Here is a 25,057-nt window from a genome sequence, read left to right as displayed (position 1 = left end):
TGGCGGTCCGGCGGGGCGGCCCGGCTGCCGGGGTCGGGCGCCCGCTGCTGGCTCGTCCGGATCCCGCGAATGATCGGTGGTCACTGCCGGGTGCAGGGAGCCGCCGGGGTCTCGACATCCGGCGGCCGCCGCGCTCAGTTCGCGGCCACCTGCGCGAACCGCCGGGTGACGCGGGCGTCGGTGGACACCACGGGCGACTCGGTGCGCACCCAGCCCTCGCCGCCGAAGTAGCGCCGCACGATCTGCTCGGCCGTGCGGGTCGCCACGGCCTGGCTGGTCAGCGTCGGGTTGGGGCCGCCGAGCGCGTTGGCCAGCGCGGAGTTGTCGGCGACGAACAGGCGCCGCACCCAGCGGGCCTCGGCCGCGTCGTCCAGCACCGAGTCGCGTTCGGACAGTCCCATCCGTATCGACGAGTGGACGTGCAGGATCAGCGGCGGCCAGTCGATCCGGAACACCTTCCGCGCCCCGGCCGCGCGGACCACCTCGACCGCCTTCCGGGCCAGGAACTCCCTATTCGCCACGGTGCGCGCCGAGCGCGCCCGCTGCCGCATCTCGACCTTCGCCACCGGCCCGTGCTCGTCCGCGGGCAGCGCCGACAGCGTCGCCCGGTTGTGCGGCTCGACGTCGTCGTCGGTCATGACCAGGATGTTGAACAACCGGTCCGCGCCGTGGGTCAGCACCTCCTTGAGCTCCTCACCCATCAGCCGCCCGGTGGGGCCGTCCCACGGGCCGGTGAAACCGCGTCCGTTGCCGTACTGCCCGCGGATTCCGCTGTCGGAGAAGGTGAGCGCGAACTGCTGGATCGCCGGCGGCAGCCCGACGTTCATGATGCCGCCGCGGCCGGGGAAGTCCGCCCGCGCCGCCGACGCCGCGCCCTTGGTGGACCCGGTGTAGTCGTCGAACAGGCCGATCACCCAGTCGAAGTAGTGGTCGGTGTAGCCGCGGCCGACCCAGTCGTTGGGGTTGGGCAGCCCGCTGTTGAACCACAGCCGCGGGTTCTCGGTGCAGCCCGCGGACAGCACCACCACCCGGGCGTCCTCGGTGTGCTCCTCGCCGGTGGTGACCGAGCGCCACGACACCCCGGTCGCGACCGTCTCGCCGCCGCGCTGCTCGGACCGGATGCGGGTGACGAAGGCGTCGGTGACGAGCGAGACCGGCTTGCCGTGCGGCGACCACGCGTCGGCGGTCAGTGCCATCGGCATGTAGGAGTTGTCCGCGGACCGCTTCGCGGCCATCGTGCGCGGCGCGCCCGCCGGGTGCTTGCAGCCCTGGAAGCAGTAGCCGCAGAAGGTGCAGCCGGTGGCCAGCGGCCACTGCACGCGCGGGTCGTCGTGCCCGCTGAACCGGCCCGCGGTGCCGCCGGGCGGCAGGATCGCGTTCTCCTGCGGCCGGTAGGAGTCGCCGGTCGTGGTCTTCGTGGTCGGCAGCGCCATGCCGAGCTTCTCGCAGCCGCGGAAGAACACCGACTCCTTCGTGCCCATCGCCGCGGTGTGCACCGGCAGGGTGGCCTCGACCCATTCGTAGTAGGGCACCAGGTCGGCGTAGGTGAAGGGGAACAGGTGCGCGGTGTCGTAGGCGGCCGCGTCGCTCCCGTCGTACCCGGCGAACACGCCCGGGTAGGCGCGCGGCGAGTTGCCGAAGTAGTGCTGCGTGGTGCCGCCGACCCCGGCCAGCTGCCACAACAGCGAGTTCTGCGGGGTCTCTCGGAACCACGCCGGCCGGGAGCGGTCCGCCGGGCCGAACCGCATGAAGCCGGTGAGCGGGTTGTTCGCGTCGTTCTCGTAGTGGGTCCAGTCGGTCTCGGGGTCGGCGTACCCGCCCGCTTCGAGGACGAGCACGTCCAGGCCGCGGGCGGCCAGTTCCTTGGCGACCACCGAGCCGCCCGCCCCGGCGCCGATGACGATGACGTCACGCATCAGACGTTCTCCACCTTCGTGCGGCCCTGGTAGTACCCGAGGAAGTCGTCCCAGCCGTGCACCACGCCGTGCGGCTGGTAGCCGGACAGCTGCCAGCCGACCGGGCGCGCGCTGATCGTCTTCGTGGCCGGGTCGAACACCGCCCACTCGCAGCTGCTGCCGTACGCGGCGAACTCCAGCACCGCGCCGGCCACGAACTGCAGGACCCCGGACACCGAGGCGCGGAGCGGCTCGGGCAGGTTCGCGTCCAGCAGCGCGACGAGCCCGGCGTGCGGGCCTTCGAGTTGTTCGAAGACGCGGCACTTGTCGGCGTAGGACAGCCGCGCGAACGGGGAGAGGAACGCGCCGCCGAGCGCGAGCGGGTTCACCTCGGTGGCGACCAGGTTCAGCAGCATCGCGATCAGCGAGGACAGCGGCAGCGTGTCGTCGTTCTTCAGCAGCGTGCGCAGGGCCGTGTCCAGTGTCCGCACGCCGCTGAGCGGCAGGTCCAGCAGCGCGGATGGCAGTGGCGTGCCGGACAGCCCGGTGGCCAGGCTCTGGGTGAGCGGCGTGGCGAGCTGGTCCGGGAACGGGACGTACTCGTCGAGTGCCTTGATCAGGAAGTCGGTGGCCTTGGCCTCCAGCGCGCCCGGTTCGGTGCGTGGCGTGCCCTGGGCGCGGGAGTAGGCGTCCGGGCCGGGGCAGGTCATCACGACCAGCCCGTTGAGGGTGTCGCGCGCGAGTTCGGCGAGCACCGGGCGGAGGGCGGCGACCACGTCGGTCAGGCCCGCGGCGCGGACCGGTCGCGGTGCGGCCGTGGCGGTCCCGGGGAGCAGGCTCCCCGCGGCGACCGCGGCGCCCAGCACCCCGATCCTGGCCAGGAAGGCCCGGCGGCCGACGTCGTTGTCAGCGTGTGGCATCGATGTTCTCCTGTGGTGGGCGGCGCGTGCCCGGCGGCGGTGCCGGGGTTGCGCCGAATGGCGCAATCCTCGGTGAACCCTTCACCGCAGCCCATGTCCCCGGCGACAACTCGTCACCGCAGGGTTTGTGCCGGGGAACAAAGCGGGCGCATCTAAGCTGCCGGGGTGCCAACGGACAACTCGGGCATCGACGCCCTGGTCACCGCGCTGCTCGGCGAGCTCGACGACCTCGCCGACGCGGTTTCCGAACGCATCCGCCGCGAGGTCGTGCTCTACCAGGCCGGTGATCCGGTGCCTGTCGGGTCGCTGCGGCAGTCGGTGCTGGACAACGCCGAACTGATCCTGCGGCAGTTCGTCAGCGAGCACGCGCCCGACCTGTCCGCGCCGTGGGCCACCGGACGCGAGCGAGCCCAGCAGGGTGCGCCGTTGCCGGAGGTGGTGCGGGCCTACCGCGTCGGGTTCGCGCACCTGTGGGACGCGCTGGTGGCCAGGGCGCGGGCGTCCGAGGTGGACGACCGGGTTCTGGTCGACTTCGCGGCGACGGTGTGGCGGCTGGTCGGGACCTACACCGACGCGATGGCCGACGCCTACCGGGACACCGCCTCGCAGATCATGCTGGAACGCGAGCACGAGCGGTCGATGCTGGTCGAGGCGCTGTTCACCGGTGTGCTCGGCAGCCAGGACACGCTGTGGGAGGCCGCGCAGACGCTGGGACTGCCGGTGGAGGGCTGCTTCGTCGTCGTGGCCGCCGAGAACCCGGAGCTGGGGAAACGCTCTCTGGTGGGCATCGAGCCGCGGCTGCGGGCGGGCGGGATCCGTTCGGCGTGGCGGCTCTCGCCCGAGGAGCACATCGGTGTGCTGGCGCTGCCGTACCCGTCGCTGGGGGAGCGGCTGCCGGACCTGCTGCGCGGCGGGGCCACCGTGCGGATCGGCCTCAGCCCCGCCTACCCGCACCTGCGGGAAACCCCGCGGGCGTTGCGGCTCGCGCGACTGGCGCTGGGCACCCTGCCGCCGGGGCAGGCCGACGTCGCGCCCTGGGACGACGCGCCGGTGGCCGTGCTGATCGCCGCCGCGCCCGGGGAGGCCGAGCGGGTCGCGAGCACGGTGTTCGGCCCGCTGCTGGACCTGCCGCCCGCCGACCGGAAGGTGCTGGTCGACACCCTCGACGCGTGGTTCGCCTGCGGCGGGTCCGCCGCGGAGGCGGGCAAGCGGCTCTACTGCCACGCCAACACGGTGCGCTACCGGTTGCGGCGGGTTGAGGAGCTCACCGGGCGCGGGCTGGGCGATCCGAAGGCGGTCGCCGAACTGGCGACGGCGCTGCAGGTCGTGCGGCTGCTGCCGGTGCGCGGCTGACGCTACGGTCGGGTGATGACCGATGACGCAGGCTCGCGTCCCGCGGCGTGGCGGGACGGGTGGACCGAGGGGCCGGACCCGCTGTTCGGCGAGCCCGGGCAGCGGACCGGGGACTACCGGACACTGACCTACGAGGTGACCGGGCGGATCGCCCGGATCACGTTCGACCGGCCGGAGCGGGGGAACGCGATCACCGCCGACACCCCGTTCGAACTGGTCGACGCGGTGGAACGCGCCGACCTCGACCCGGGCGTGCACGTGATCCTCGTTTCCGGGCGGGGCAAGGGTTTCTGCGGCGGCTACGACCTGTCGATCTTCGCCGAGCAGGGTGCGGCGCCGGAAGGCCAGGACCGCGCGGGGACCGTGCTGGACGCGGCCGCGCAGGCACGCAACCACGACCCGTCCCGGCAGTGGGACCCGATGGCCGACTACGCGCTGATGAGCCGGTTCAACCGCGGTTACGCCAGCCTGCTGCACGCGAACAAGCCGACGGTGGCGAAGCTGCACGGGTTCTGCGTGGCGGGCGGCACGGACATCGCGCTGCACTGCGACCTGATCGTGACCGCCGACGACACCCGGATCGGCTACCCGCCCACCCGGGTGTGGGGCGTGCCCGCGACCGGCCTGTGGGCCCACCGGCTCGGCGACCAGCGCGCCAAGCGGCTGCTCTTCACCGGCGACCTCATCACCGGGCGGCAGGCGGCGGAGTGGGGGCTGGCGGTGGAGTCCGCGCCCGCGGAGTGGCTGGACGAGGTGACCGAGGCGCTGGTGGCCAGGATAGCGCTGCTGCCGGTGAACCAGCTGATGATGGTGAAGCTCGCGGTGAACAGCGCGCTGACCACGCAGGGGATCCACAACTCGGCGGTGATCAGCACCGTGTTCGACGGCATCTCCCGGCACACGCGCGAGGGCTACGCCTTCCAGGAGCGCGCGCGGCGGGAGGGGTTCCGCGCGGCGGTGCGGGAGCGGGACGAGCCGTTCGGGGATCAGAAGCGCGGGTGATCGAGCCGCCGGGCGCGCCGGTCGGTGACGGCGAGCCAGGCGATGGCGAAGGTGTCGCCCTCCGGGAGGCCCACCGCGACGTCGCCCGGCCGCGGCGCGCCCGCGACCCACAACCGCCGACGGCGCAACAGTTCGGCCGCGACGTCCGGCGGGCAGTACTCGATGTGGAAGCGACCGCGCAGCCCGTCCGGGAACACCACCCACCCGGACACCGGCCCGTCGACGTCGGTGGCCATCGTCGCGGCGGCGATCGAGGTCCACGGCCCGGCCGCGAGCAGCCGCACCACGCGCGCGACGCGAGTCCGCCAGAGCGCGGTGGCCGCGATGGCGAGCAGGACCGGCGCCGCCAGCACCCACGGCAGAGCCCCGCCGATCAGGACGGCCGCGGCGCCTTCGAGCCCGGCCCCCGCGGCGACGACGGCCACGAACACGACCGTGCGCAGGCGCAGCCTCCGTTTCAGCGAGGACCGGGACGGGGTGCGGGTCGCGTGGGCGACCCTGAGGGTGGCGCGGGCGAACTCGTCACCCCCGGGCTGTCCGGCCAGGACCTTCCCGGGAGCGGCCGCGGTGACGTGGAGCGTGCCGGCGCGCTCGATCTCCCTGACCACCTCGCGAGGGGGATCGTGCAGCGTGAAATACGCCCGCGCGCCGTCCGGAAAGGTCACGGTTCCCGTCTCGCCGGAGCCGTCGTCGAACCGGGCGGGAAGCGCGGTTCGCGGACCGGCGAGCAGCCGGAGCGTGCGCACGGCCCGTCCCCAGCGCACCACGAGGGCCACCACCAGGCCCACCGCGAGAGCGGCCACGAACGCGGCGTACAGCACGTCCGTCCCGTGCGGCGGGTGGTCGGCCAGTCCGATGAGGACGGCCACCACACCGAGCAGCGCGAACGGGAGCGCGACGATCGTCCGGTTGCGGCTCGCCCGCATCCACAAGCGCGACCACGGCCGCGACTCCCACTCGCCGGTGACCCAGGACGGCACCCGCCGGACGAACACCAGCACCAGCGTCGCGGCGAAGCCCGCCGGAAGCCCCACCGCGGTGGTCGAATCCCACCCGCCGCCGGCCAGGTGCACCGCGGCGACCACGGCGAAGACCGCGAACAGCCACCAGCGCGGACCCCACCCGCGTTCCTCCACCGTCTCCTCCACACGTCTTCGCGCGCAGCGTAACCGGCCGCGCGCTCTGACGCGTGATCATTTCCCGCGGATCAGACCTCGGCCGATTCCACGTTCCGCGCCAAGGCTTTCGCCGGCCGGGTGCGTGGCCCGAAGATCGCCAGCACGACCGCGCCCACCATCCAGGTGCCCGCGATGAACAGGAACACCGCCTGGTACCCGCTGCCGTTGTACAGCGACGACACGATCAGCGGCCCCGCCGCGTTCGACAGCCGTCCGAGGCCGTACGACACTCCGGTGCCCAGGGAGCGGCCGCGGGTGTCGAACAGCTCCGGCGAGTACGCGTACCCGAGCGCAGTGTAGCCGCGCTCGAACAGGTTCACCAGGAACCCGAACACGACGATCAGCAGCGGGTTGAACGTCAGCCCGTAGCACAGCCCGCACAGTGCGATGACCGTGCCGAACACCACCAGGCACCACTTGCGCTCGAACCGGTCGGTGACCAGGGCGGCCAGGTACGACCCGAGCGGCGCGCCGACCGTCGTGAGCGCCACGTAGAACACCGACTTCTCGACGCTGAAGCCCTCCTTGGCCAGCAGCGTCGGCGCCCAGCTGGAATACCCGAAGAACCCGATGGTCTGCGTCACCCACAGCACGGTCAGCAGCAGCGTCGGCAGCAGGTACTTCTTGCGCAGCAACAACCGCAACGGCGCCTTGGCCACCGGGGCCTCCTCCACCGGCGGCGCGGGCTCCGGCAGCGGCCCCTTCTCCGCGGCGACCTGCGCCTCGATCTCCCGCAGTACCGCGTCGGCCTTCGCGTGGTCGCCGCGGCTTTCGTACCAGCGCGGCGATTCCTTGAGGCGCCGCGTGAACAGCACCAGCAGCACCCCGAGCGCGCCCCACAGGTACACCAGCCGCCAGGACCAGTCGTTGATCGGCACCACGGCGCTCGCGATCAGGTTGGTCACCGGCGTGCCGCAGATGCCGATCACGATCGCGTAGGCCTGGTACTTGCCGCGGTTCGCCGCGGGGTAGAGCTCGTTGACGTAGATGACCGCGACGACCGTCATCGCCGACAGCCCCGCCGAGGTCAGGACGCGGAACACGCCCAGCGACACGATGTCCCAGGAGAACACGGCCGCGAACGAGAACACGCCGAACCACACGGTGGTCAGCAGCAGCGCGTTCTTGCGGCCCCACCGGTCGGCGATCGTGCTCGCCACGATCGACCCGAAGAACATGCCCACGAACGACAGCGAGGTCACATACGCGACCTGGTCGACGGTCACGCCCCACAGTTTGATCAGCTTGGGCGCGGTGGTGGCGAAGCTGTTGATGTCGGCGAACTCGAAGAAGTAGGCGAACGCGACCGCGAACAGGGTTATCTTGTGGAACCGGCCGATCGGCAGGCGGTTCAACCGGTTCAGCGCGTTGGCGTGCTGCATTGCATGCCTTTCCGGGGAAGGGGGAGGCTCAGGCGGTTTCGCCGGGCCAGTACAGGCGCATCGGGTTGTCGACGAGCAGTTTCCGCTGCAGCGCGGCGGTTTCGGCGATCTGCGGGACGTAGTCGACGAGCAGGCCGTCGTCGGGCATGTGATCGGTGAGGTTGGGGTGCGGCCAGTCCGTGCCCCATAGCACGCGGTCCTCGAACTCGGTCACGACGCGGCGGGCGAAGGGCACCACGTCGGTGTAGGCGCGACGTTCGCCGTGCAGCGCCGGGGGACCGGACACGCTCAGGCGCTCCGGACAGCTCACCTTCACCCACACGTCGTTGCAGTCCACGAACCGCAGGAACCGGCCGAACTCCGGGCCGTCCACGGGGTTCCGCACGTCCGGCCGTCCCATGTGGTCGACCACGAGCGGCGCGGGCAGTGACCCGAAGAAGCCGGCGAGCTCGGGCAGGTCGGCCGCCTCGAAGTAGAGCACCACGTGCCAGCCCAGCGGCGCGATTTTCCTGGCGATCGTGCTCAGCGCCTCGTGCGGCGCGGCGTCCACGAGCCGCCGCACGAAGTTGAACCGCACGCCCCGCACACCCGCCGCGTCCAGCTCCCGCAGCTCGGCCTCGCTGACCTCCGGCCGGACGGTCGCGACCCCGCGTGCCCGCCCGCCCGAGGCCCGCACCGCGTCGACCATCGCGGAGTTGTCCGCGCCGTGGCAGGTGGCCTGCACGATGACGTTGCGGCTGACGCCCAGGTGGTCGCGCAGCGCGAACAGCTGCTCCTTGCTCGCGTCGCAGGGCGTGTACTTGCGCTCCGGCGCGAACGGGAACTCCGCCTGCGGCCCGAACACGTGGCAGTGCGCGTCCACGGTGCCCGGCGGCAGCTGGAAGCGCGGGGTGGACGGGTCGGCGTGCCAGTCGAGCCAGCCCGGGGTCTTCGGCGCGGTCACCGGCCCTGGCCCTTCAGCAGCGCGTCCAGCCGGGGGTAGACCCGGCGGGCGTTGTGCTCCCTGATCGCGGCCCAGTCCTCTTCGGACAGTTTCGCCGCTTCGGCGTAGCGCCGGGTGTCGTCGAAGTGGTGGCCGGTGCGCGGGTCGACGCTGCGCACCGCGCCGATCATCTCCGAGGCGAACAGGATGTTGCGGGCCGGGACGACCTCGAAGAGCAGGTCCGACCCCGGCTGGTGGTAGACGCAGGTGTCGAAGAAGACGTTGTTCAGCACGTGCTCCTCCAGTTCCGGCTTGCCCAGCGCCATCGCCAGGCCGCGGAACCGGCCCCAGTGGTAGGGCACCGCGCCGCCGCCGTGCGGGATGATCAGCCGCAGCTGCGGGAAGTCGCGGAACAGGTCGCCCTGCACGAGCTGCATGAACGCGGTGGTGTCGGCGTTGAGGTAGTGCGCGCCGGTGGTGTGGAAGGCGGGGTTCACGCTCGTGCTCACGTGCACCATGGCCGGGATGCCGTACTCGACCATTTTCTCGTAGACCGGGTACCACGAGCGGTCGGTCAGCGGCGGGGCCGTCCAGTGGCCGCCGCTCGGGTCGGGGTTGAGGTTCAGCGCGACCGCGCCGTACTCCTCGACGCAGCGGGTGAGCTCCGGGATGCAGGTCGCCGGGTCCACGCCGGGGGACTGGGGGAGCATCGCGGCCGGGACGAACCGCTCCGGGTACAGCGTGCTGACCCGATAGCACAGCTCGTTGCAGATCGCGGCCCACTCGGCGGAGGTCTCGAACCCGCCGATGTGGTGGGCCATGAACGACGCGCGCGGGGAGAAGATCGTGAGGTCGATGCCGCGCTCGTCCATCAGCCGCAGCTGGTTGGGCTCGATCGTCTCCCGCAGCTCGTCGTCGCTGATCCGCAGGCCGGCGCGGGCCGGCGCGGGGCCGGAGCCGTCCAGCGCGGCGATCTGCTGGTCGCGCCACGCCCCGAGGGCGGGCGGGGCGGTCGTGTAGTGGCCGTGGCAGTCGATGATCAAGGTCGTTCCTCGCACGTCGTCGTTCTCTGTCCATACCCTAACGGTCGACGAAATTGTTCACAATCTCTTCGTCAAAATTGGTGCGACAGAGCTGGCTTTGGTGGAGCGAGCGGGGCCTGGGCCACAGTGCGCCTTGATCTCCCGATGCCGCCCGAGCCGCCCGCGGAATCGTCCTTCCTCTCTCTGCGACCCCGGAGTCCGGGTCGTCCCGTTCCTGCGCTGTCCGCGCCGTCTTCCCTTTGGCGCACCACCATGCCCTGTCATGGCATTCTCGACATTCACGGCAAGACCGCCACCCTCGGCGGCACCACTGTCCCCTTCGGACTCGTCCGCGCGCACGGCCTCCGGCGCGGTGACGAGATCCTGCCGGAGGGGCAGGACCTGATTTCCGTCAACGGCGCCGATCCCGGGGCCGCCGTCCCGAGTTCGACCGGCTCACCCGGTTCAGCCGGACGAGCGGCTCGTGCTGGAGACCGGCCGCCACCGGCTCACCGCCCGCGTGCTCGACCTCGCCGCGCCGATCGGCAAGGGGCAGCGCGAGCTCGTCGTCGCGCCGCCGCGCACCGGGGAAAACCGCTGTCCTGCAAGCGGTCGCGCACGCCGTCGCCACCAACCACCCGGACGTGCACCTGATGGGTTGCTCGCCGACGAGCGGCCGGAGGAGGTCACGGGCATCAGCCGCTCCGTGCGCGGCGAGGTGATCGCGTCCACCTTCGACCGCGCGCCGGCCGAGCACACCGCCGGCAGGCTTCCCGGCCAGCCGGTTGCCACCGCAGAGATGCTCGGCGAGGCTCTGGCCGGCCGCTCGCCGGTCGACTCGTCGTGGGGGGAGGAGCTGAGGCAGGTCCTGAATGAGCTGCGTGAGCACCGGGTGGTGGAGGCGTTCAGCTTTGCCACCGCCCTCGGGCTCGGTCTGGAGGCGCTGCCCGAGCGGCACCGGCCGGTGACCGCGGCGGCGCTGGTCGAGGCCGGGTTCGTCGGCACCGATCTGTGCCGGTCCATGAGGCGCCCGCTACCGGCCGACGACCTGCCACGGATTCCCCAGGTCCGGATCGAGGCCCGCGGTCGTGGGGTCGGGCGGGCACTGCTCGGCTCGGCGCTGCAGCTACCGACCGAGCCCGGCGCCTCCGAAGTGATCTTGTTCGTCGACGACGAGCCTGGCGGTGAGCGGGATCGGACGGCGGCCAACCGGCTCTACGACGCCAGCGGGTTCATCGACTACCTGATCCGCCGCCACGATCCCGGGCCGGCCCTGTCCGCCGGGCAGAGCGGGGGACCTTCGGCCCTATGACGCCTTACCGGCCCGGGTGACCCTGAACTGCGGCAGGACTCCCCCACCCGAGGTCGCGGCATGGCGGAACGAGTCGGCACCACCACCAATCGCGGCGCCGGAGCGCTGGAACGCACCGGACGGCGCTGTGCGGCGCACCCCTGGCGCGTGGTGGTGGTGTGGCTGCTCGTCCTGGCCGGCGCGACGGTGGCGAACGCGCTCGCCGGCGGCATCTACAGCGACGACTTCACGCTCCCCGGGTCCGAGTCCGGCCGCGGGAGCACCGTCCTCACCGAAAACGGCGTCGTCGGCGGGGCGACGACCGCCCGGGTGGTCTTCACCGTGGACACCGGCTCGGTGGGCACCAGCGAAGCCGCCATCGAGCAGTCCGCCGCTGCGGTGCGTGCCGTGCCGCACGTGGTTTCGGTGTCGGATCCGCTCTCCCCCGCGACCACCTCGCCCGACGGGCGTACCGCGTTCGCCACCGCGCAGTTCGACGACAAGCCGGCGAATCTGGGCGAGGACCTGGTCGACAACATCGACAACGCGACGAACCCGGCCCGCGCGGCGGGGGTCGGCGTCGACTACGCCGGCACCCTCGGCGAGGCGGCCGCGCACGCCGGCGACCTGCGCTCGGAACTGATCGGCATCGTCGTCGCGCTGCTGGTGCTGCTGGTCGCGTTCGGCAGCGTGCTGGCCGCCGGGCTGCCGGTTCTCACTTCGATCATCGGTGTCATCACGGGTCTCGGCCTGCTCGGGCTGCTCGCCGGCTGGGTCACGTTCGCGACGGCGTCACCCACGCTGGCGATCATGATCGGCCTCGGCGTCGGCATCGACTACGCGCTGTTCCTCACGACCCGGTTCCGCCAGCGCCTCCTCGACGGCGAGGACCCGGTGACGGCGGCCGGCCGCACGGTCGCGACCAGCGGGCGGTCCATCCTCATCGCCGCGACCACCGTGGTGATCGCCTTGATGGGCCTGTTCGCCGTCGGTGTCGCCTTCATCGGCAAACTCGGGCTCGCCGCCGCCATCACCGTCGTCGTGGCCGCCACCGCCGCCACCACCCTCGTCCCCGCGCTGCTGGGGCTGGTCGGACGCCGCATCGACCGTTGGCACGTGCGGCGTCCGGTGGCCGAGCAGTCCGCCGACGGATCCGAAAGCGCCTGGCACCGGTACGCGGTCCGGATCGACCGGCACCCGTGGTGGTACCTGTGCGGCGGCGTCCTGGTCGCGGGTGTGCTGGCGATCCCGGCGTTCTCCATGCAACTCGGGCACATCGACCAGGGCGCCGACCCCGGGGGCAGCACGACACGGCTGGCTTACGACGCGCTCGGCGCCGGGTTCGGTCCCGGTGTGAACGGGCAGTTCACCGTGGTCGTCGTGCCCGCTGGAACCGTCTCCCGGGACACGCTGGCGGCATCGGTGCAGCAGGCGCTCGTGACGACCCCCGGCGTCGCCTCGGCCACTCCGCTCACGGCGAGCCCGGACGGTGCCGTCCTGTTGTCGACGGTCACGCCGACGACCGGGCCGCAGGACGCCGCGACCGACGAGCTGCTGACCAGGCTCCGGACGCAGACCCTGCCGCCGGTGCTGGCGGGATCGACCTCCTACGTCACCGGCATGACCGCGGGGCAGCTCGACTTCCGCGACGTGGTGGCCGCCAAGCTGCCGCTCATCATCGGCGTCGTGGTGGCAGCGGCGTTCGTGTTGCTGCTGCTGTCCTTCCGCAGTCCGGTGCTCGCCCTCAAGGCCGCGGTGCTGAACCTGCTGTCGATCGCCGCCTCCTACGGCGTCATCGTCGCGGTGTTCCAGTGGGACTGGCTCGGGTCCGTGTTCGGGGTGCCCGAGCCGGTGCCGATCGAGTCCTACGTGCCGATGATCATGTTCGCGATCGTGTTCGGGCTGTCCATGGACTACGAGGTGTTCCTGCTCTCGCGCGTCCACGAGGCGTGGCTGCGCACGCGGGACACCCACCGGAGCGTCGCCGACGGGCTCGCGGTCACCGCACGTGTGATCACCTCGGCCGCGCTGATCATGATCTGCGTCTTCTTCGCGTTCCTGACCTCACCGAACGTGGTCATCAAGATCCTCGCGCTGGGCCTCGGCGTGAGCGTGCTGATCGACGCCACGCTCATCCGCCTGGTCATCGTCCCGGCGGCGATGTTCCTGCTCGGCAAATACAGCTGGTGGCTGCCCGGCTGGCTGGACCGCACCCTGCCCCACCTCGAACCGGAACCCGAACTCGAAGCGGCCCGGGCCTAGACGAGTGATGCGTGACTCGGTCAGTGGTCGTAGGTGGTCAGGGATCGGGTGATGGGTTGGCCGGTGGCGCGGTTGTGCCGGATGGCGGCGGTGAGGGCCAGGAGGCGTTGGGCGATGCGGACGCCGACGCCTTCGATGGTGCGGCCGCCGTGTTGTTCGAGGGTTCAGTTGGCCTTTGAGGGTGTCGTTGACTGACTCGACGAGTTGGCGGATGGACCTGAGCAGCGGCTCACTGGGATGGGGCTTGCGGTTGCGGTAGGACGGCCGGATCAGCCGGACCACAAACTGATCTTGAGCACCCTTGCCCTCACTCCGGGCACCACCCCAACTTAGGCACTACTCGTCCAGCTGTGCGACGTCTTCGGAACCGACCCGCCCCAGCTCGATCAGTTCCTGACGAACGCGAGCAGAAAGCTCCGCCGCGTCCTCGTTGGTCTTGACGACCAGGACGGATTCGCCGCCTTCGAGGCCGTCGGCGAGGTGGCCGCGGACCGCGGCCTCGGCCACCTCCGCCCTGGTGCCGCCGCGGAGCCGGCCGTGCCGGTCGTACTCGGCCAGCGCCGTCTCGTCGCCGGCGCGGAACTTCAGCGACGCTTCCTGCTCCCACTGGTTGCGGAACCGCACACCTGCGCTGACGATGGAGCACCGGCAACGCCGAGCTCCGGCTCGACCGCGCCCTCGCCGACCACCGCGTGCACCCGGCGATCGACCTGTTCGCGTCCGGCGCCCGCCGCGACGAGCTCCTGCTGGCGCCCGCGGAGCTGACGGTGATGACGGAGGTCCGGCGCGCCACCGAGCAGTTTCTGAATCGGCTCCGGGCGACGCGGTCGAACGCGGAGTTCGTCGCGCGGGTGTCGGCGACCCTGTCTGTGCCCGCGGCGGCCTGACTGCGCCGGAAATGGGAGGAACTCCGGCGGGTCCGCCCGCTACGCTCCGGCCCGTGAGCGCACGCTTCTGTGATCTCCCGCTGGCCGAGCGCATCGAACGCGCCGAAGCGCGGCGGATGGCCGAAGCGACCGAGGAAGCGCGGAAGCGGCCCGGCTCGGCCGCGTTCGTGCTGCCCGTCGCCGGGGGAGTGGCGACGTTCGCCGAGGCCGGGTCGCCGCTGAACTAGGTCGCCGGCCTCGGGTTCGGCGGCGTGCCCGACGCGGAGTCCCTGGCGGGTATCGAGAAGGCCTTCGCCGCGGTGGGCTGCCCGGCACAGGTCGAGCTCGCGCACGTTGCCGATCCCGCGATGGGGCCGCGCTCACCGCTCGCGGGTACCGGCTGGAGTCCTTCGAGAACGTGCTGGGCCGCGACCTACGCGGCGCGGCGGACCGCGTCCGGCCGCCGGGTGTGGAGATCCGGCTGAGCGACGACGAGTTCGCCGCCTGGCTCGACGTCGCGGCGGACGGCTTCGGCCACCCGGACGACCAGGACCCGCCGTCCGACCAGCAGTTCCCGCGCGAGGTTCTCACGCGGGCGATACGCGACCTGTCCGAGGGGAACGTGCGGCGGTACGTGGCGCTGTGCGACGGGTTCGTCGCCGGTGTGGCCAGCATGTGCGTGGTGGACGGCCTGGCCCAGTTCACCGGGGCCGCGACCCTGCCTGCCTACCGGCGGCGGGGCGTCCAGACCGCCCTGCTGTCCGCCCGGATCGCCGACGCGGCCGGGGCGGGCTGCGACCTCGCTGTCGTGACCACCCAGCCGGCGTCCCGATCGCAGCACAACGCGCAGCGGCAGGGCTTCGAGCTGCTGTACACCCGCGCGGTGCTGGGGACGCGCGGTGCCGGTTCGTGAAGGGAACCGCCCGTGGCGAAGGTCTTCGACGACCTGCTGCGCGACTTCCTGTGCGAGCAACCGCGTGGTGCGGTTCCACGTCGACTTCCCGGACGTGACCGCCCTGCGCCATGATGCATCGAACCACGGCCCGATCGGCTGCGAACCGGACACCGTCCGTGCTCGCCACGACACGAACGTGGACACTAACTTGATTTGTTCCAGACAAGTGCTCTAGGGTCTGCCGCGTGACGTCGGAGGACTTCGAGGCGCAGCTGCGGGCTGTCTCGTTGCGCGTGACCCGGCCCCGCCTGGCGGTGCTGTCCGCGCTGCGCGACAACCCGCACGTCGACACCGAGAAGGTGATCGAGCTGGTGCGCGCCGACCTTCCGACCGTCTCGCACCAGGCCGTCTACGACGTCCTGCGGGCACTCACCGACGCCGGGCTGATCCGGCGCATCCAGCCGGCCGGCGCGAACGCCCGCTACGAGTCCCGGGTGGGCGACAACCACCACCACGTCGTCTGCCGCTCCTGCGGTGCGATCGCCGACGTCGACTGCACCGTCGGCCACGCCCCCTGTCTCACCGCCTCGGACGACCACGGCTTCGTGATCGACCAGGCGGAGGTCGTCTTTTGGGGCGTGTGCCCCGACTGCTCGGCCGCCGCAGTTCCCAACGAAACCGCCAGCTCGGAAGGCAAGTAGATGAGCGACACCCAGGACAACACCCCCTCGAGCGCGCAGGGGGTGGACAAGAAGGCGGCGGCCGGGTGCCCGGTCGCGCACGATTCGGTGACCTCGCACGGCAGCGAGAGCGAGAACCCGGCCATCGACTCGCCGACCCCGAAGTCGAGCGGGCGTCCGCGGACCAACCGCGACTGGTGGCCCAACCAGCTCGACCTGTCGGTGCTGCACGCCCACGACTCCAAGAGCAACCCGCTGGGCAAGGACTTCAACTACGCCAAGGAGTTCGCCAAGCTCGACGTCGACGCCCTCAAGCGCGACATCGAGCAGGTGCTGACCACCTCGCAGGACTGGTGGCCCGCCGACTTCGGCCACTACGGCGGCCTGATGATCCGCATGAGCTGGCACTCCGCGGGCACCTACCGCATCCACGACGGCCGCGGCGGCGCCGGTGACGGCGCGCAGCGCTTCGCCCCGCTGAACAGCTGGCCGGACAACGCCAACCTGGACAAGGCGCGCCGCCTGCTGTGGCCGGTCAAGCAGAAGTACGGCCAGAAGATCTCCTGGGCCGACCTGCTCGTGCTGGCGGGCAACGTGGCACTGGAGTCGATGGGCTTCAAGACCTTCGGCTTCGGCTTCGGCCGCGAGGACGTCTGGGAGGCCGAAGAGGTCTACTGGGGCCCCGAGGACGACTGGCTGGGCGACGAGCGCTACGTCACCGACTCGGAGATGGTGCCCGAGCTCGGCGCCACCGAGATGGGCCTCATCTACGTCAACCCGGAGGGCCCGCGCGGCAGCGCCGACTACATGGCGGCGGCGCACTTCATCCGCGAGACCTTCGGCCGCATGGCGATGAACGACGAGGAGACCGTCGCCCTCATCGCCGGTGGCCACACCTTCGGCAAGACCCACGGCGCGGGCATCGCCGACGACCACGTCGGCCCCGAGCCGGAGGCCGCCCCGCTGGAGGCGCAGGGCCTCGGCTGGCTGAGCACCCACGGCAGCGGCAAGGGCCCGGACACGATCACCAGTGGCCTCGAGGTGACGTGGACCGACAAGCCGACCCAGTGGAGCAACCGCTTCTTCGAGATCCTGTTCGGCTACGAGTGGGAGCTCACCACGAGCCCCGGCGGCGCCAAGCAGTACGTGGCGAAGGACGCTCCGGAGATCATCCCGGACCCCTACGACCCGAACAAGAAGCACAAGCCGACCATGCTGACCACGGACCTGGCGCTGCGGTTCGACCCGGTCTACGGCAAGATTTCGCGCCGGTTCCTGGAGAACCCGGACGAGTTCGCGCTGGCGTTCGCCAAGGCGTGGTACAAGCTGCTGCACCGCGACATGGGCCCGGTCAGCCGCTTCCTCGGCCCGTGGGTCCCGGAGCCGCAGCTGTGGCAGGACCCGGTGCCGGCCGTCGACCACGAGCTCGTGGGCGAGTCGGACATCGCCGCGCTGAAGGCGAAGGTCCTGGAGTCCGGCCTGACCACCGCGCAGCTGGTCACCACCGCGTGGGCGTCGGCGGCGAGCTTCCGCTCCACCGACAAGCGCGGTGGCGCGAACGGCGCCCGCATCCGCCTCGAGCCGCAGCGGAACTGGGAGGTCAACCAGCCCGAGCAGCTCGCGCCGGTGCTGGAGAAGCTGGAGGCCATCCAGCGCGAGTTCAACGAGGCGGGCGGCGCGAAGATCTCGCTGGCTGACCTGATCGTGCTGGCCGGCTCGGCCGCCGTCGAGAAGGCCGCGCGTGACGCGGGCGTCGAGGTGACCGTGCCGTTCCACCCGGGCCGCACCGACGCCAGCCAGGAGCAGACCGACGTCGAGTCGTTCAAGGTGCTGGAGCCGCGTGCCGACGGGTTCCGCAACTACCTGCGGGCCGGGGAGAAGCTCCAGCCGGAGGTGCTGCTGGTCGACCGCGCCTACATGCTGGACCTGACCGCGCCGGAGATGACCGTCCTGGTCGGCGGCCTGCGTGCGCTGGGCGCCAACTACGGCGGCGCCAAGCACGGCGTGCTCACCGACCGGCCCGGCGTGCTCAGCAACGACTTCTTCACCAACCTGCTCGCGCCGGGCACCCGCTGGAAGGCGTCGGAGTCGGAGGAGAACGTCTACGAGATCCGCGACGTGGCGACCGACGAGCTGAAGTGGACGGCCACCCCGGTCGACCTGATCTTCGGCTCCAACTCGCAGCTGCGGGCCCTCTCGGAGGTCTACGCCAGCGACGACGCGCGCGAGAAGTTTGTCAACGACTTCGTCGCGGCCTGGACGAAGGTCATGGAACTGGACCGGTTCGACCTGGCCTGATCCAGTCACCGCAGCGGCGAGCCCGGCTGATCCGTCTCGGACCGGCCGGGCTCGTCCCGTTGCGGGACTGTTGGTTGGCGCGTCCTCGACGCGGCGGAGTTCGACCGCCGCGTCGAGGACCTGATCGCGCGCACCAAGGAGGTGCCACTGGCCGCGGGCGCTGCGGAGATCTTCCACCCCGGCGAGATCGAAACCCGCGCCGAGGCCGCCGGGCGGCGTTCGAGGTCGAGCACCGCTCCGCCCCGCACTACGCGGCCTGGCGAGCCGCCGCGGCGCGCTGCCTCCGGCCCGGCAGCCAGGTCAACACCTTCGCCACGCCCGCCTTCCCCGCCGACATCCCGGAAAACCCCGGATCCGGCTGACGCACGGCGAGGGCCGTGGGACGGCCCCGTCGCACCGTCCACGGCCCTCGCCCGCGGTCACTGGTACAGCGCCGCCTGGATCTTGGGGTCGTTGATGTTGCTCTTGTCGTACCAGTAGTACGCCGTGTCGATCCGCTTCGGCAGCTGCTCGCCGTTGATGGCCTTCAGCGAGGCGTCCACCAGCTGCCTGCCCATGTCCACCGGGTCCTGCGTCACGGCGCCCGCCATCAGGCCGCTGTTGATCGCGTCGATCTGGGCCTGCCCGGAGTCGAACCCGACGATCGTCAGGCCCTGCCGCCCGCTCTCCTGCACGCCCTTGATCACGCCGATCGCCGAGCCCTCGTTGGAGGCGTAGATCCCCTTCAGGTCCGGGTTGGCCGCGATGATCGACTTGGTGATGTTGGCCGACTCCAGCTGGTCGCCGCCGCCGTACTGGGGCGCGAGCACCGTGATGCCGGGCGCGTTCTTCGCCATCCAGTCCAGGAACCCGTCCCGCCGGTCCTTGCCGGACAGGCTGGTCTGGTCGTGCACCACGAGCGCGACCTTGCCCTGCCCGCCGATCTGCTCGGCCAGGCGCTTGGCCGCCTCCGCCGCCGCGGCCTTGTTGTCCGTGGCCACCGTCGTGACCGGGATGTCACTGTCCACCCCGGAGTCGAACGCCACCACCGGGATGTTCTGCGCCTTCGCCTGCTGCAGCAGGGGAGCGGCGGCGCGGGAGTCCAGCGCCGCGAACCCGAGCGCCTGCGGCGACTTGGCCAGCTCGTTGGTGAGCATGTTGACCTGCTGCTCGACGTCCTTCTCGGTGGCCGGGCCGACGAACGTCGTGCGCGCGCCCTTCGCGGCGGCCTCGTCCTCCGCGCCCTTCTTCACGGCCTGCCAGAACTGGTGCTGGAAGCCTTTCGACACGATGGCGATGAGCGGCCCGTTCCCGCCGCCCGCGGTGCCGCCGCCCTGGCCGCACGCGGTCATCGTCAGCGCCAGCACGGCGCCGGTGACCGCCGCGACGATCTTCTGCGTCCTCATCAAGAACTCCTTTGTTCTCTCAGGCTTCCCGTTTCCGGATCCGGTCGGTGTAGACGGCCACCAGGATCACGCAGCCGAGGATGACGTTCTGCCACTCTTGCGGGATCGACATGATCTGCAGCCCGTTGTTGAGCACCGAGATGATCAGCGCGCCGATCAGGGTGCCGATGATCGACCCCTTGCCGCCGGACAGCGAGGTCCCGCCGATCACCACGGCGGCGATGGCCTGCAGCTCGTACCCCATGCCGGTCGCCGGCTGCGCCGAACCGAGCCGGGCGGAGATCATCACGCCGGCCAGGCCGGTGAACAGCCCGGCGAACGCGTAGATCCCGACCTTCCACTTGCGGACGTCGATGCCGGACAGCGCCGTCGCTTCCTCGTTGCTGCCGATCGAGTAGGTGTAGCGGCCGAGCACCGTCTTGGTCAGCAGCACCCCGGCGATGATCGCGATCGCGGCGAGGATCAGCACCGCGTTGGGCACGTTCGGGATGAGGTTGCCCGCCGAGATCTCGATGTAGCCGGGCGAGTCGCTGAAGTAGATCGGCGTGCTGTGCGACAGCACCAGCGCCAGCCCCTCGGCGACCAGCATCATCGCCAGCGTCGCGATGAACGGCGGGATCTTCAGCAGCGCCACGTTGATCCCGTTGACCAGCCCCATCAGCCCGCCGAACAGGATCGCCAGCGGCACGCCGATCCCCAGCGGCAGTCCGGAGTTCACGATGAACACGCCGGACATCACCGCGCACAACGCCATGCCGGTACCGATGGACAGGTCGATGCCGCCGGTGATGATGACGAACGTCGTGCCGATCGCGAGCGTCCCGATCACCACCGTGGAGAACAGGATCGCGATGAAGTTGCCGTAGGAGAAGAAGAACGGGCTGACGATCGAGAAGAACGCGTAGATCACGATGAGGCTGGCGAACGCCAGCAGCTGTTGCAGCCTGCTCCTGATCGCGCCGGTCACTCCGCCGGCCCGCTGCCGCTCCGTCACCGGAGCCTTCACCGTGGTCATGACCGACCTGCCTTCTCTTCGGGGGCGAGACCGAGCTCGGCGGCGTCGGCCGGGTTTTCGTCCGGCCGCAGGGTGGCGTAGTGCATGATGTTCTCCTGGGTCGCCTCGGTGGAGTCGAGCACGCGGGTCACGCGGCCTTCGCTCATCACCACGACGCGGTGGGACATGCGCAGGATCTCCGGGAGCTCCGAGGAGATCATGATGATCGACTTGCCCTGCCCGGTGAGTTCCCGCAGCAACTGGTAGATCTCCTCCTTCGCGCCGACGTCGATGCCGCGCGTCGGCTCGTCGAAGATGAGCACGTCGCAGTCCTTGGCCAGCCACTTGGCGATGACGACCTTCTGCTGGTTGCCGCCGGAGAGGTTCTTCGTGGTCTGGTCGAGCGACGGGGTCTTGATCCGCAGCGCGCCGATGTAGCGATCGGCGGTGGCGCGCAGCGCGCCGTCGCGCACGAACCCGGCCCTGGTGAACTGGTCCCGCAGCGCGGACAACGCGATGTTGGCCTTGACGTCCTGGTCGAGCAGGAGGCCGAACCGCTTGCGGTCCTCGGACAGGTAGCCGATGCCGAGCTTGGCGGCGTCGGCCGGGGTGCCGATGCGGACCTGCTTGCCGTGCAGGGTGACCGTGCCGGCCTCGGCCTTGTCCGCGCCGACCAGCGCCCGCGCGACCTCGGTGCGGCCGGCGCCCATCAGCCCGGCGAACCCGACGATCTCGCCCTGGCGCAGGTCGAACGACACGTCTTTGAGCAGGTCCCGGGTGCGCAGGCCCTCAACCCGCAGCACAACGTCGCGGTCCGCGCGCACCCCCTCCGGGCGGGCTTCGGTGTTGATCGCCCGGCCCACCATCAGCGCGATGATGTCCGAGGTGGCCGCGGTGGCGATGTCGAGCGTATCGATGTACTCGCCGTCGCGAATCACGGTGACCCGGTCGGCGATGCGCTTGATCTCCTCCATGCGGTGGGAGATGTAGATGACGCCGGTTCCCGGCCGTACGAACCGGCGGATCAGCTCGTGCAGCGTCTCGACCTCGGCGTCGTTGAGCGCGGCGGTGGGCTCGTCCATGATCAGCACGCGCGGGTCGTAGGACAGCGCCTTGGCGATCTCCACCATCTGCTGGTTGGCCACGGTCAGTTCGCCGACCACGGCCCGCGGATCCAGGCGCAGGTGCAGCCGGTCGAGCAGCTCGGCGGCGTCGGCGTTGAGCTTGCGCTCGTCGAGCAGCAGCCGCCCGCGGCGCGGTTCCCGGCCGATGAAGATGTTCTGCGCCACGGTCAGGTGCGGCACCAGGTTGAACTCCTGGTGGATGATGCTGATGCCCAGCTCCAGCGCGTGCCGCGGCCCGGCGGGCTGGTAGGGCTCGCCGCCCAGCCGGAACCGGCCCGCGTCGGCGGTGTGGATGCCGGACAGCAGCTTCATCAGGGTGGACTTGCCCGCGCCGTTCTCGCCGACCAGCGCGAGCACCTCGCCGGAGCGCAGCTCCAGCCGCATGTCGTACAGCGCGCGGACGCCGGGGAAGCTCTTGTCCACGCCTTCGACTTCCAGCAACGGTTCCGTCATCGTCGCGACCTCGCTCATCGCACCCGCTCCGGCACCCGGTAGACCGCGCTCGCGGTCCCCGACAGCACCCGCGCCCGGCCCGGCGCGGGCAGTTCGCCGATCAGCGCGGACAGGACCTCCCAGGCCCGGCCGTACCCGCCGTGCGGGACGGTCATCGGCCAGTCCCCGCCGTACATCAGCCGGTCCGGCCCGAACAGCTCGAACGCCGCCTCGACCGCGGGCCGCGCGGACTCCACGGTCAGCGGCTCGCCGGGTCGCTGCAGCCCGGAGATCTTCGCGACCGTGTTCGGGCGCGCGGCCACCGCGCGCAGTGTGGCGAGCCAGTCGCGGAACCCCGCCCGGTCCGCGGGTGGCTTGCCGAGGTGGTCGACCACGATCGTCAGCTCCGGCAGGGCGGCCGCGAGGTCGGCGACCTGGCGCAGGTGCCGCGGCCAGGCGTCGGGGACGTCGAACGGCAGGCCCCGTTCGGCGAGCAGGGCCAGCGAGCGGCGCACCGCCGGCAGGTCGAGGAAGTCCGCGCGCGGGTCGTCGTGCACCAGGTGCCGCACGCCGCGGAACGCCGGGTGCCGCTGCCACCGGTCGAGCCGGCGCCGCGCGGTCTCCGGGTCGTCCAGGCGGACCCAGCCGACCACGCCGGCGATCCAGTCGTGGGCGTCGGCCTGGGCGAGCATGAACTCGGTGTCGGCCTCGGAGTCCTCCGCCTGGACCAGGACGGCCGTGGCGATCCCGGCGGCGTCCAGTTCCCGCCGCGCCTGTCCGGCGGTGAAGGTCTGGTGCAGCGGGCTGCCGGGCGGCAGCCACGCGTAGTCGCTGACGGTGAGGTCCCACAGGTGCAGGTGGGTGTCCACGACGTGCTCGGTCATGTCCGGATCAGCCCCTTGTCCCGCAGGGTGGTCCACAGGTCGGCGGGCACGGCGGCCGCGAGCCGCCGGGCGTTCTGCCGCACTTCCTCCGGGGTGGCCGCACCGGCGACCACCGCGCGCACCGCCGGGTCCCGCAGCGGGAAGTGCAGCGCGGCCGTGGGGAGGTCGACGCCGAACTCGGCGCAGATCGCGGCGATTTCCCGCGCGGTGTCGAGGACGTCCGGGGGAGCGGCGGCGTACTCGTAGCGGCCGGCGGGCTCCGGCGTGGCGAGCAGGCCCGAGTTGAACACGCTCGCGACCGCCACGCCGATCGACCGGGCGTGGCACTCGGGCAGCACGTCGTCCAGCGCGGGCTGGTCGAGCAGCGTGAACCGGCCCGCGACCATCAGCAGGTCGACGGTGCCGGTGCGGGCCGCCGCGGCGAGCGCGGCGACCGATTTCGACCCGACGCCGATCGCCTGGACGACGCCCTCGTCGCGCAGGGTGGCGAGCGCGGGCAGGCCGGACGCCAGCGCGGGCCCGAGGTCGTGCTCCTCCGGGTCGTGCAGGTAGACGATGTCGACGGAGTCCAGGCCGAGCCGGGCCAGCGAGTCGTCGAGGCTGCGCCGCACCCCGTCGGCGGAGAAGTCCCACACCCGGCGGTGGTCGGCGGGCACGGCGAAGTGGTTCGCCTCGTCCAGCCGGTTCGCGCCGTCCGGATCCGGCACCAGGAGCCGGCCGACCTTGGTGGACACCACGAACTCGGCGCGCGGCTTGCCCGCGAGGAAGGCGCCCAGGCGGCGTTCGGACAGGCCGAGCCCGTAGTGCGGGGCGGTGTCGAAGTGCCGGACCCCGGCGTCCCACGCGGCGTCCAGCACCGCGTGCGCCTGCTCGTCGCTCATCGGCGCGTACAGGTTGCCCAGGTTCGCGCCGCCGAGCGCGAACGGGCCCGGCACCTCAACCATGGGCGTACTCCGCGAGCGAGGACGCGTGCATCTCGGTGCCCGCCCCGGGGGCCTTCGGCGCGAAGTAGCGTCCACTGTGGACGTCGACCGGGGTGACGAAGTGCTCGTGCAGGTGGTCGACGAACTCGATCATCCGGTCCTCGGTGGTCCCGGACACGGCGACGAAGTCGAACATCGCCAGGTGCTGCACCGCCTCGCACAGGCCGACGCCGCCGGCGTGCGGGCAGACCCGGACACCGAACTTGGCGGCCAGCAACAGGATCGCGACGTTCTCGTTGACCCCGGCCACCCGGGTGGCGTCGAGTTGCAGCACCGACAGCGCCCCGGCCTGCAGGAGTTGTTTGAACAGCACCCGGTTGGCGCCGTGCTCACCGGTGGCGACCGGGATCGGCGCGACCGCCTTGGCGATGGCGGCGTGGCCGAGGATGTCGTCCGGACTGGTGGGCTCCTCGATCCAGGCGAGGTCGAACGGGCGCAGCCGCTCGACCCAGGCGATCGCGTCGCCGACGTCCCAGCGCTGGTTGGCGTCCACCGCGATCCCCACGTCCGGGCCGCACACCTCGCGCGCGATCCGCAGGCGGCGCAGGTCCTCGTCGAGGTCGGCGCCCACCTTGAGCTTGATCTGGCGGAAGCCGTCTTCGACCGCTTCCCGGCACAGGCGCGCGAGCTTGTCGTCGTCGTAGCCCAGCCACCCGGGGGTGGTGGTGTAGGCGGGGTAACCCTCGCTGACCAGCCGCGCTTCCCGTTCGGCGCGGCCGGGCTGGGCCGCGCGGAGGATCTCCAGCGCCTCGTCGCGGGTCAGCGCGTCGGTCAGGTACCGGAAGTCGACCAGGTCGACGATCTCCTCCGGGGTGAGCGAGGACAGCAGCTGCCACAACGGTTTGCCCTCCCGCTTGGCGCGCAGGTCCCACAGCGCGTTGACGGCCGCGCCGATGGCCATGTGCATGATCCCCTTCTCGGGGCCGAGCCAGCGCAGCTGCGAATCGTGGACCAGTTCGCGCCACAACCCGCCCAGGTCCGCGAGCGTGGCGTCCACGTCGCGGCCGAGGAGGTGGCCCTCCAGCGTGCGAAGCGCGGCGACCTGGACGTCGTTGCCGCGGCCGATGGTGAAGACGAACCCGTGGCCCTCCAGGCCGTCGCCGGCATCGGTGACCAGCCGCAGGTAGGCGGCCGAGTAGTCCGGGTCCGGGTTCATGGCGTCGGAACCGTCGAGCGTCTGCGACGTCGGGAACCGGACGTCGTGCGTGTGCAGGGCGACGATGCGTGCCACGGACCCACTCCCTTGTACGCCTCGGTGACGACGCCGACGATAGAGATCCGATGTCTCC

Annotated in this window: 22 protein-coding genes and 1 pseudogene; 9 read left to right on the top strand and 14 right to left on the bottom strand. The window is 71.5% G+C overall.

The window, feature by feature from the left end; all coding sequences use genetic code 11:
• Positions 1–134: 134 nt before the first annotated feature.
• Together AMETH_RS18115 and AMETH_RS18110 are read right to left on the bottom strand one after the other, a co-directional pair.
• Positions 135–1,916 (bottom strand): GMC family oxidoreductase N-terminal domain-containing protein, encoded by a 1,782-nt coding sequence (locus AMETH_RS18115; RefSeq protein ID WP_017982540.1) that lies wholly within the window; start codon positions 1,914–1,916, stop codon positions 135–137.
• Positions 1,916–2,815, bottom strand: coding sequence for a hypothetical protein (locus AMETH_RS18110; RefSeq protein WP_017982539.1), 900 nt, complete (start codon positions 2,813–2,815; stop codon positions 1,916–1,918). The genes AMETH_RS18115 and AMETH_RS18110 overlap by 1 nt, the downstream gene beginning before the upstream one ends.
• A gap of 165 nt (positions 2,816–2,980) precedes the next feature.
• Here AMETH_RS18110 and AMETH_RS18105 point away from each other — a divergent pair, with 165 nt between their 5' ends.
• Complete coding sequence (locus tag AMETH_RS18105; protein ID WP_017982538.1) at positions 2,981–4,168, top strand: PucR family transcriptional regulator; 1,188 nt, start codon at positions 2,981–2,983, stop codon at positions 4,166–4,168.
• A 15-nt stretch (positions 4,169–4,183) separates the two neighbouring features.
• On the top strand, positions 4,184–5,170 hold the full coding sequence (locus AMETH_RS18100) for a crotonase/enoyl-CoA hydratase family protein (protein WP_017982537.1): 987 nt from the start codon (positions 4,184–4,186) through the stop codon (positions 5,168–5,170).
• On the opposite strand, the gene AMETH_RS18095 is transcribed toward AMETH_RS18100, so the two are convergent.
• The 4 genes from AMETH_RS18095 to AMETH_RS18080 are packed head-to-tail and all read right to left on the bottom strand — an operon-like array spanning position 5,155 to position 9,710.
• A complete protein-coding gene (locus tag AMETH_RS18095; RefSeq protein WP_017982536.1) occupies positions 5,155–6,318 on the bottom strand; it encodes a hypothetical protein in 1,164 nt (387 codons plus the stop codon). The genes AMETH_RS18100 and AMETH_RS18095 overlap by 16 nt on opposite strands.
• A gap of 59 nt (positions 6,319–6,377) precedes the next feature.
• Entirely contained in the window at positions 6,378–7,730 is a 1,353-nt protein-coding gene (locus tag AMETH_RS18090) for an MFS transporter (protein ID WP_017982535.1), read from the bottom strand.
• A 28-nt stretch (positions 7,731–7,758) separates the two neighbouring features.
• Entirely contained in the window at positions 7,759–8,673 is a 915-nt protein-coding gene (locus AMETH_RS18085; protein WP_017982534.1) for an amidohydrolase family protein, read from the bottom strand.
• The gene (locus tag AMETH_RS18080; RefSeq protein WP_223842848.1) at positions 8,670–9,710 is read right to left on the bottom strand and encodes an amidohydrolase family protein; all 1,041 of its coding nucleotides are present in this window, start codon (positions 9,708–9,710) and stop codon (positions 8,670–8,672) included. The genes AMETH_RS18085 and AMETH_RS18080 overlap by 4 nt, the downstream gene beginning before the upstream one ends.
• Positions 9,711–10,158: 448 nt before the next feature.
• Between AMETH_RS18080 and AMETH_RS38745 the strand changes: the two genes are divergently transcribed.
• Both AMETH_RS38745 and AMETH_RS18065 read left to right on the top strand, forming a co-directional pair.
• Positions 10,159–10,986, top strand: coding sequence for a GNAT family N-acetyltransferase (locus tag AMETH_RS38745; RefSeq protein ID WP_051079410.1), 828 nt, complete (start codon positions 10,159–10,161; stop codon positions 10,984–10,986).
• Positions 10,987–11,046: 60 nt separating this feature from the next.
• Positions 11,047–13,227: an MMPL family transporter gene (locus AMETH_RS18065; protein WP_017982531.1), complete on the top strand. Its 2,181-nt coding sequence runs from the start codon at positions 11,047–11,049 to the stop codon at positions 13,225–13,227.
• 20 nt (positions 13,228–13,247) lie between these two features.
• On the opposite strand, the pseudogene AMETH_RS38025 reads toward AMETH_RS18065, so the two are convergent.
• A pseudogene (locus AMETH_RS38025) lies at positions 13,248–13,506 on the bottom strand (IS982 family transposase); the annotation flags it as partial.
• Between the two features lie 57 nt (positions 13,507–13,563).
• Positions 13,564–13,851 carry a hypothetical protein gene (locus AMETH_RS18060; RefSeq protein WP_017982529.1) on the bottom strand — a complete coding sequence of 96 codons (288 nt, stop codon included), beginning with the start codon at positions 13,849–13,851 and terminating at the stop codon, positions 13,564–13,566.
• Between the two features lie 68 nt (positions 13,852–13,919).
• Between AMETH_RS18060 and AMETH_RS18055 the strand changes: the two genes are divergently transcribed.
• From AMETH_RS18055 to katG, 5 genes are all read left to right on the top strand, one after another.
• Positions 13,920–14,114 carry a hypothetical protein gene (locus tag AMETH_RS18055; protein WP_017982528.1) on the top strand — a complete coding sequence of 65 codons (195 nt, stop codon included), beginning with the start codon at positions 13,920–13,922 and terminating at the stop codon, positions 14,112–14,114.
• A gap of 53 nt (positions 14,115–14,167) precedes the next feature.
• Entirely contained in the window at positions 14,168–14,341 is a 174-nt protein-coding gene (locus tag AMETH_RS40310) for a hypothetical protein (RefSeq protein ID WP_223842847.1), read from the top strand.
• A gap of 170 nt (positions 14,342–14,511) precedes the next feature.
• On the top strand, positions 14,512–15,006 hold the full coding sequence (locus AMETH_RS40305; RefSeq protein ID WP_223842846.1) for a GNAT family N-acetyltransferase: 495 nt from the start codon (positions 14,512–14,514) through the stop codon (positions 15,004–15,006).
• Positions 15,007–15,233: 227 nt separating this feature from the next.
• Complete coding sequence (locus AMETH_RS18045; RefSeq protein WP_017982527.1) at positions 15,234–15,689, top strand: Fur family transcriptional regulator; 456 nt, start codon at positions 15,234–15,236, stop codon at positions 15,687–15,689.
• The gene (gene katG, locus AMETH_RS18040) at positions 15,690–17,966 is read left to right on the top strand and encodes a catalase/peroxidase HPI (RefSeq protein WP_017982526.1); all 2,277 of its coding nucleotides are present in this window, start codon (positions 15,690–15,692) and stop codon (positions 17,964–17,966) included.
• Positions 17,967–18,385: 419 nt separating this feature from the next.
• Here the strand turns inward: katG and AMETH_RS18035 are convergent, their stop codons facing one another.
• Genes AMETH_RS18035 through AMETH_RS18010 form a run of 6 tightly spaced genes read right to left on the bottom strand, consistent with a single transcriptional unit; the run spans position 18,386 to position 24,999 of the window.
• Positions 18,386–19,351: an ABC transporter substrate-binding protein gene (locus tag AMETH_RS18035; protein WP_017982525.1), complete on the bottom strand. Its 966-nt coding sequence runs from the start codon at positions 19,349–19,351 to the stop codon at positions 18,386–18,388.
• 19 nt (positions 19,352–19,370) lie between these two features.
• Positions 19,371–20,366, bottom strand: a complete 996-nt coding sequence (locus tag AMETH_RS18030) for an ABC transporter permease (protein WP_017982524.1) — start codon at positions 20,364–20,366, stop codon at positions 19,371–19,373.
• Entirely contained in the window at positions 20,363–21,940 is a 1,578-nt protein-coding gene (locus AMETH_RS18025; protein ID WP_017982523.1) for a sugar ABC transporter ATP-binding protein, read from the bottom strand. Before AMETH_RS18025 ends, AMETH_RS18030 begins: the two co-directional genes overlap by 4 nt.
• Entirely contained in the window at positions 21,937–22,785 is an 849-nt protein-coding gene (locus AMETH_RS18020; RefSeq protein ID WP_017982522.1) for an amidohydrolase family protein, read from the bottom strand. The genes AMETH_RS18025 and AMETH_RS18020 overlap by 4 nt, the downstream gene beginning before the upstream one ends.
• Entirely contained in the window at positions 22,782–23,729 is a 948-nt protein-coding gene (locus AMETH_RS18015; protein WP_017982521.1) for an aldo/keto reductase, read from the bottom strand. The genes AMETH_RS18020 and AMETH_RS18015 overlap by 4 nt, the downstream gene beginning before the upstream one ends.
• Positions 23,722–24,999 (bottom strand): L-fuconate dehydratase, encoded by a 1,278-nt coding sequence (locus AMETH_RS18010; protein WP_017982520.1) that lies wholly within the window; start codon positions 24,997–24,999, stop codon positions 23,722–23,724. The genes AMETH_RS18015 and AMETH_RS18010 overlap by 8 nt, the downstream gene beginning before the upstream one ends.
• Positions 25,000–25,057: the final 58 nt, after the last annotated feature.

This window comes from Amycolatopsis methanolica 239 (assembly GCF_000739085.1).
Taxonomy (GTDB): Bacteria; Actinomycetota; Actinomycetes; order Mycobacteriales; family Pseudonocardiaceae; genus Amycolatopsis_E; species Amycolatopsis_E methanolica.
The sequence above is the reverse complement of the archived record's forward strand: the minus strand, read 5'-3'. Positions and strand labels throughout refer to the sequence as shown.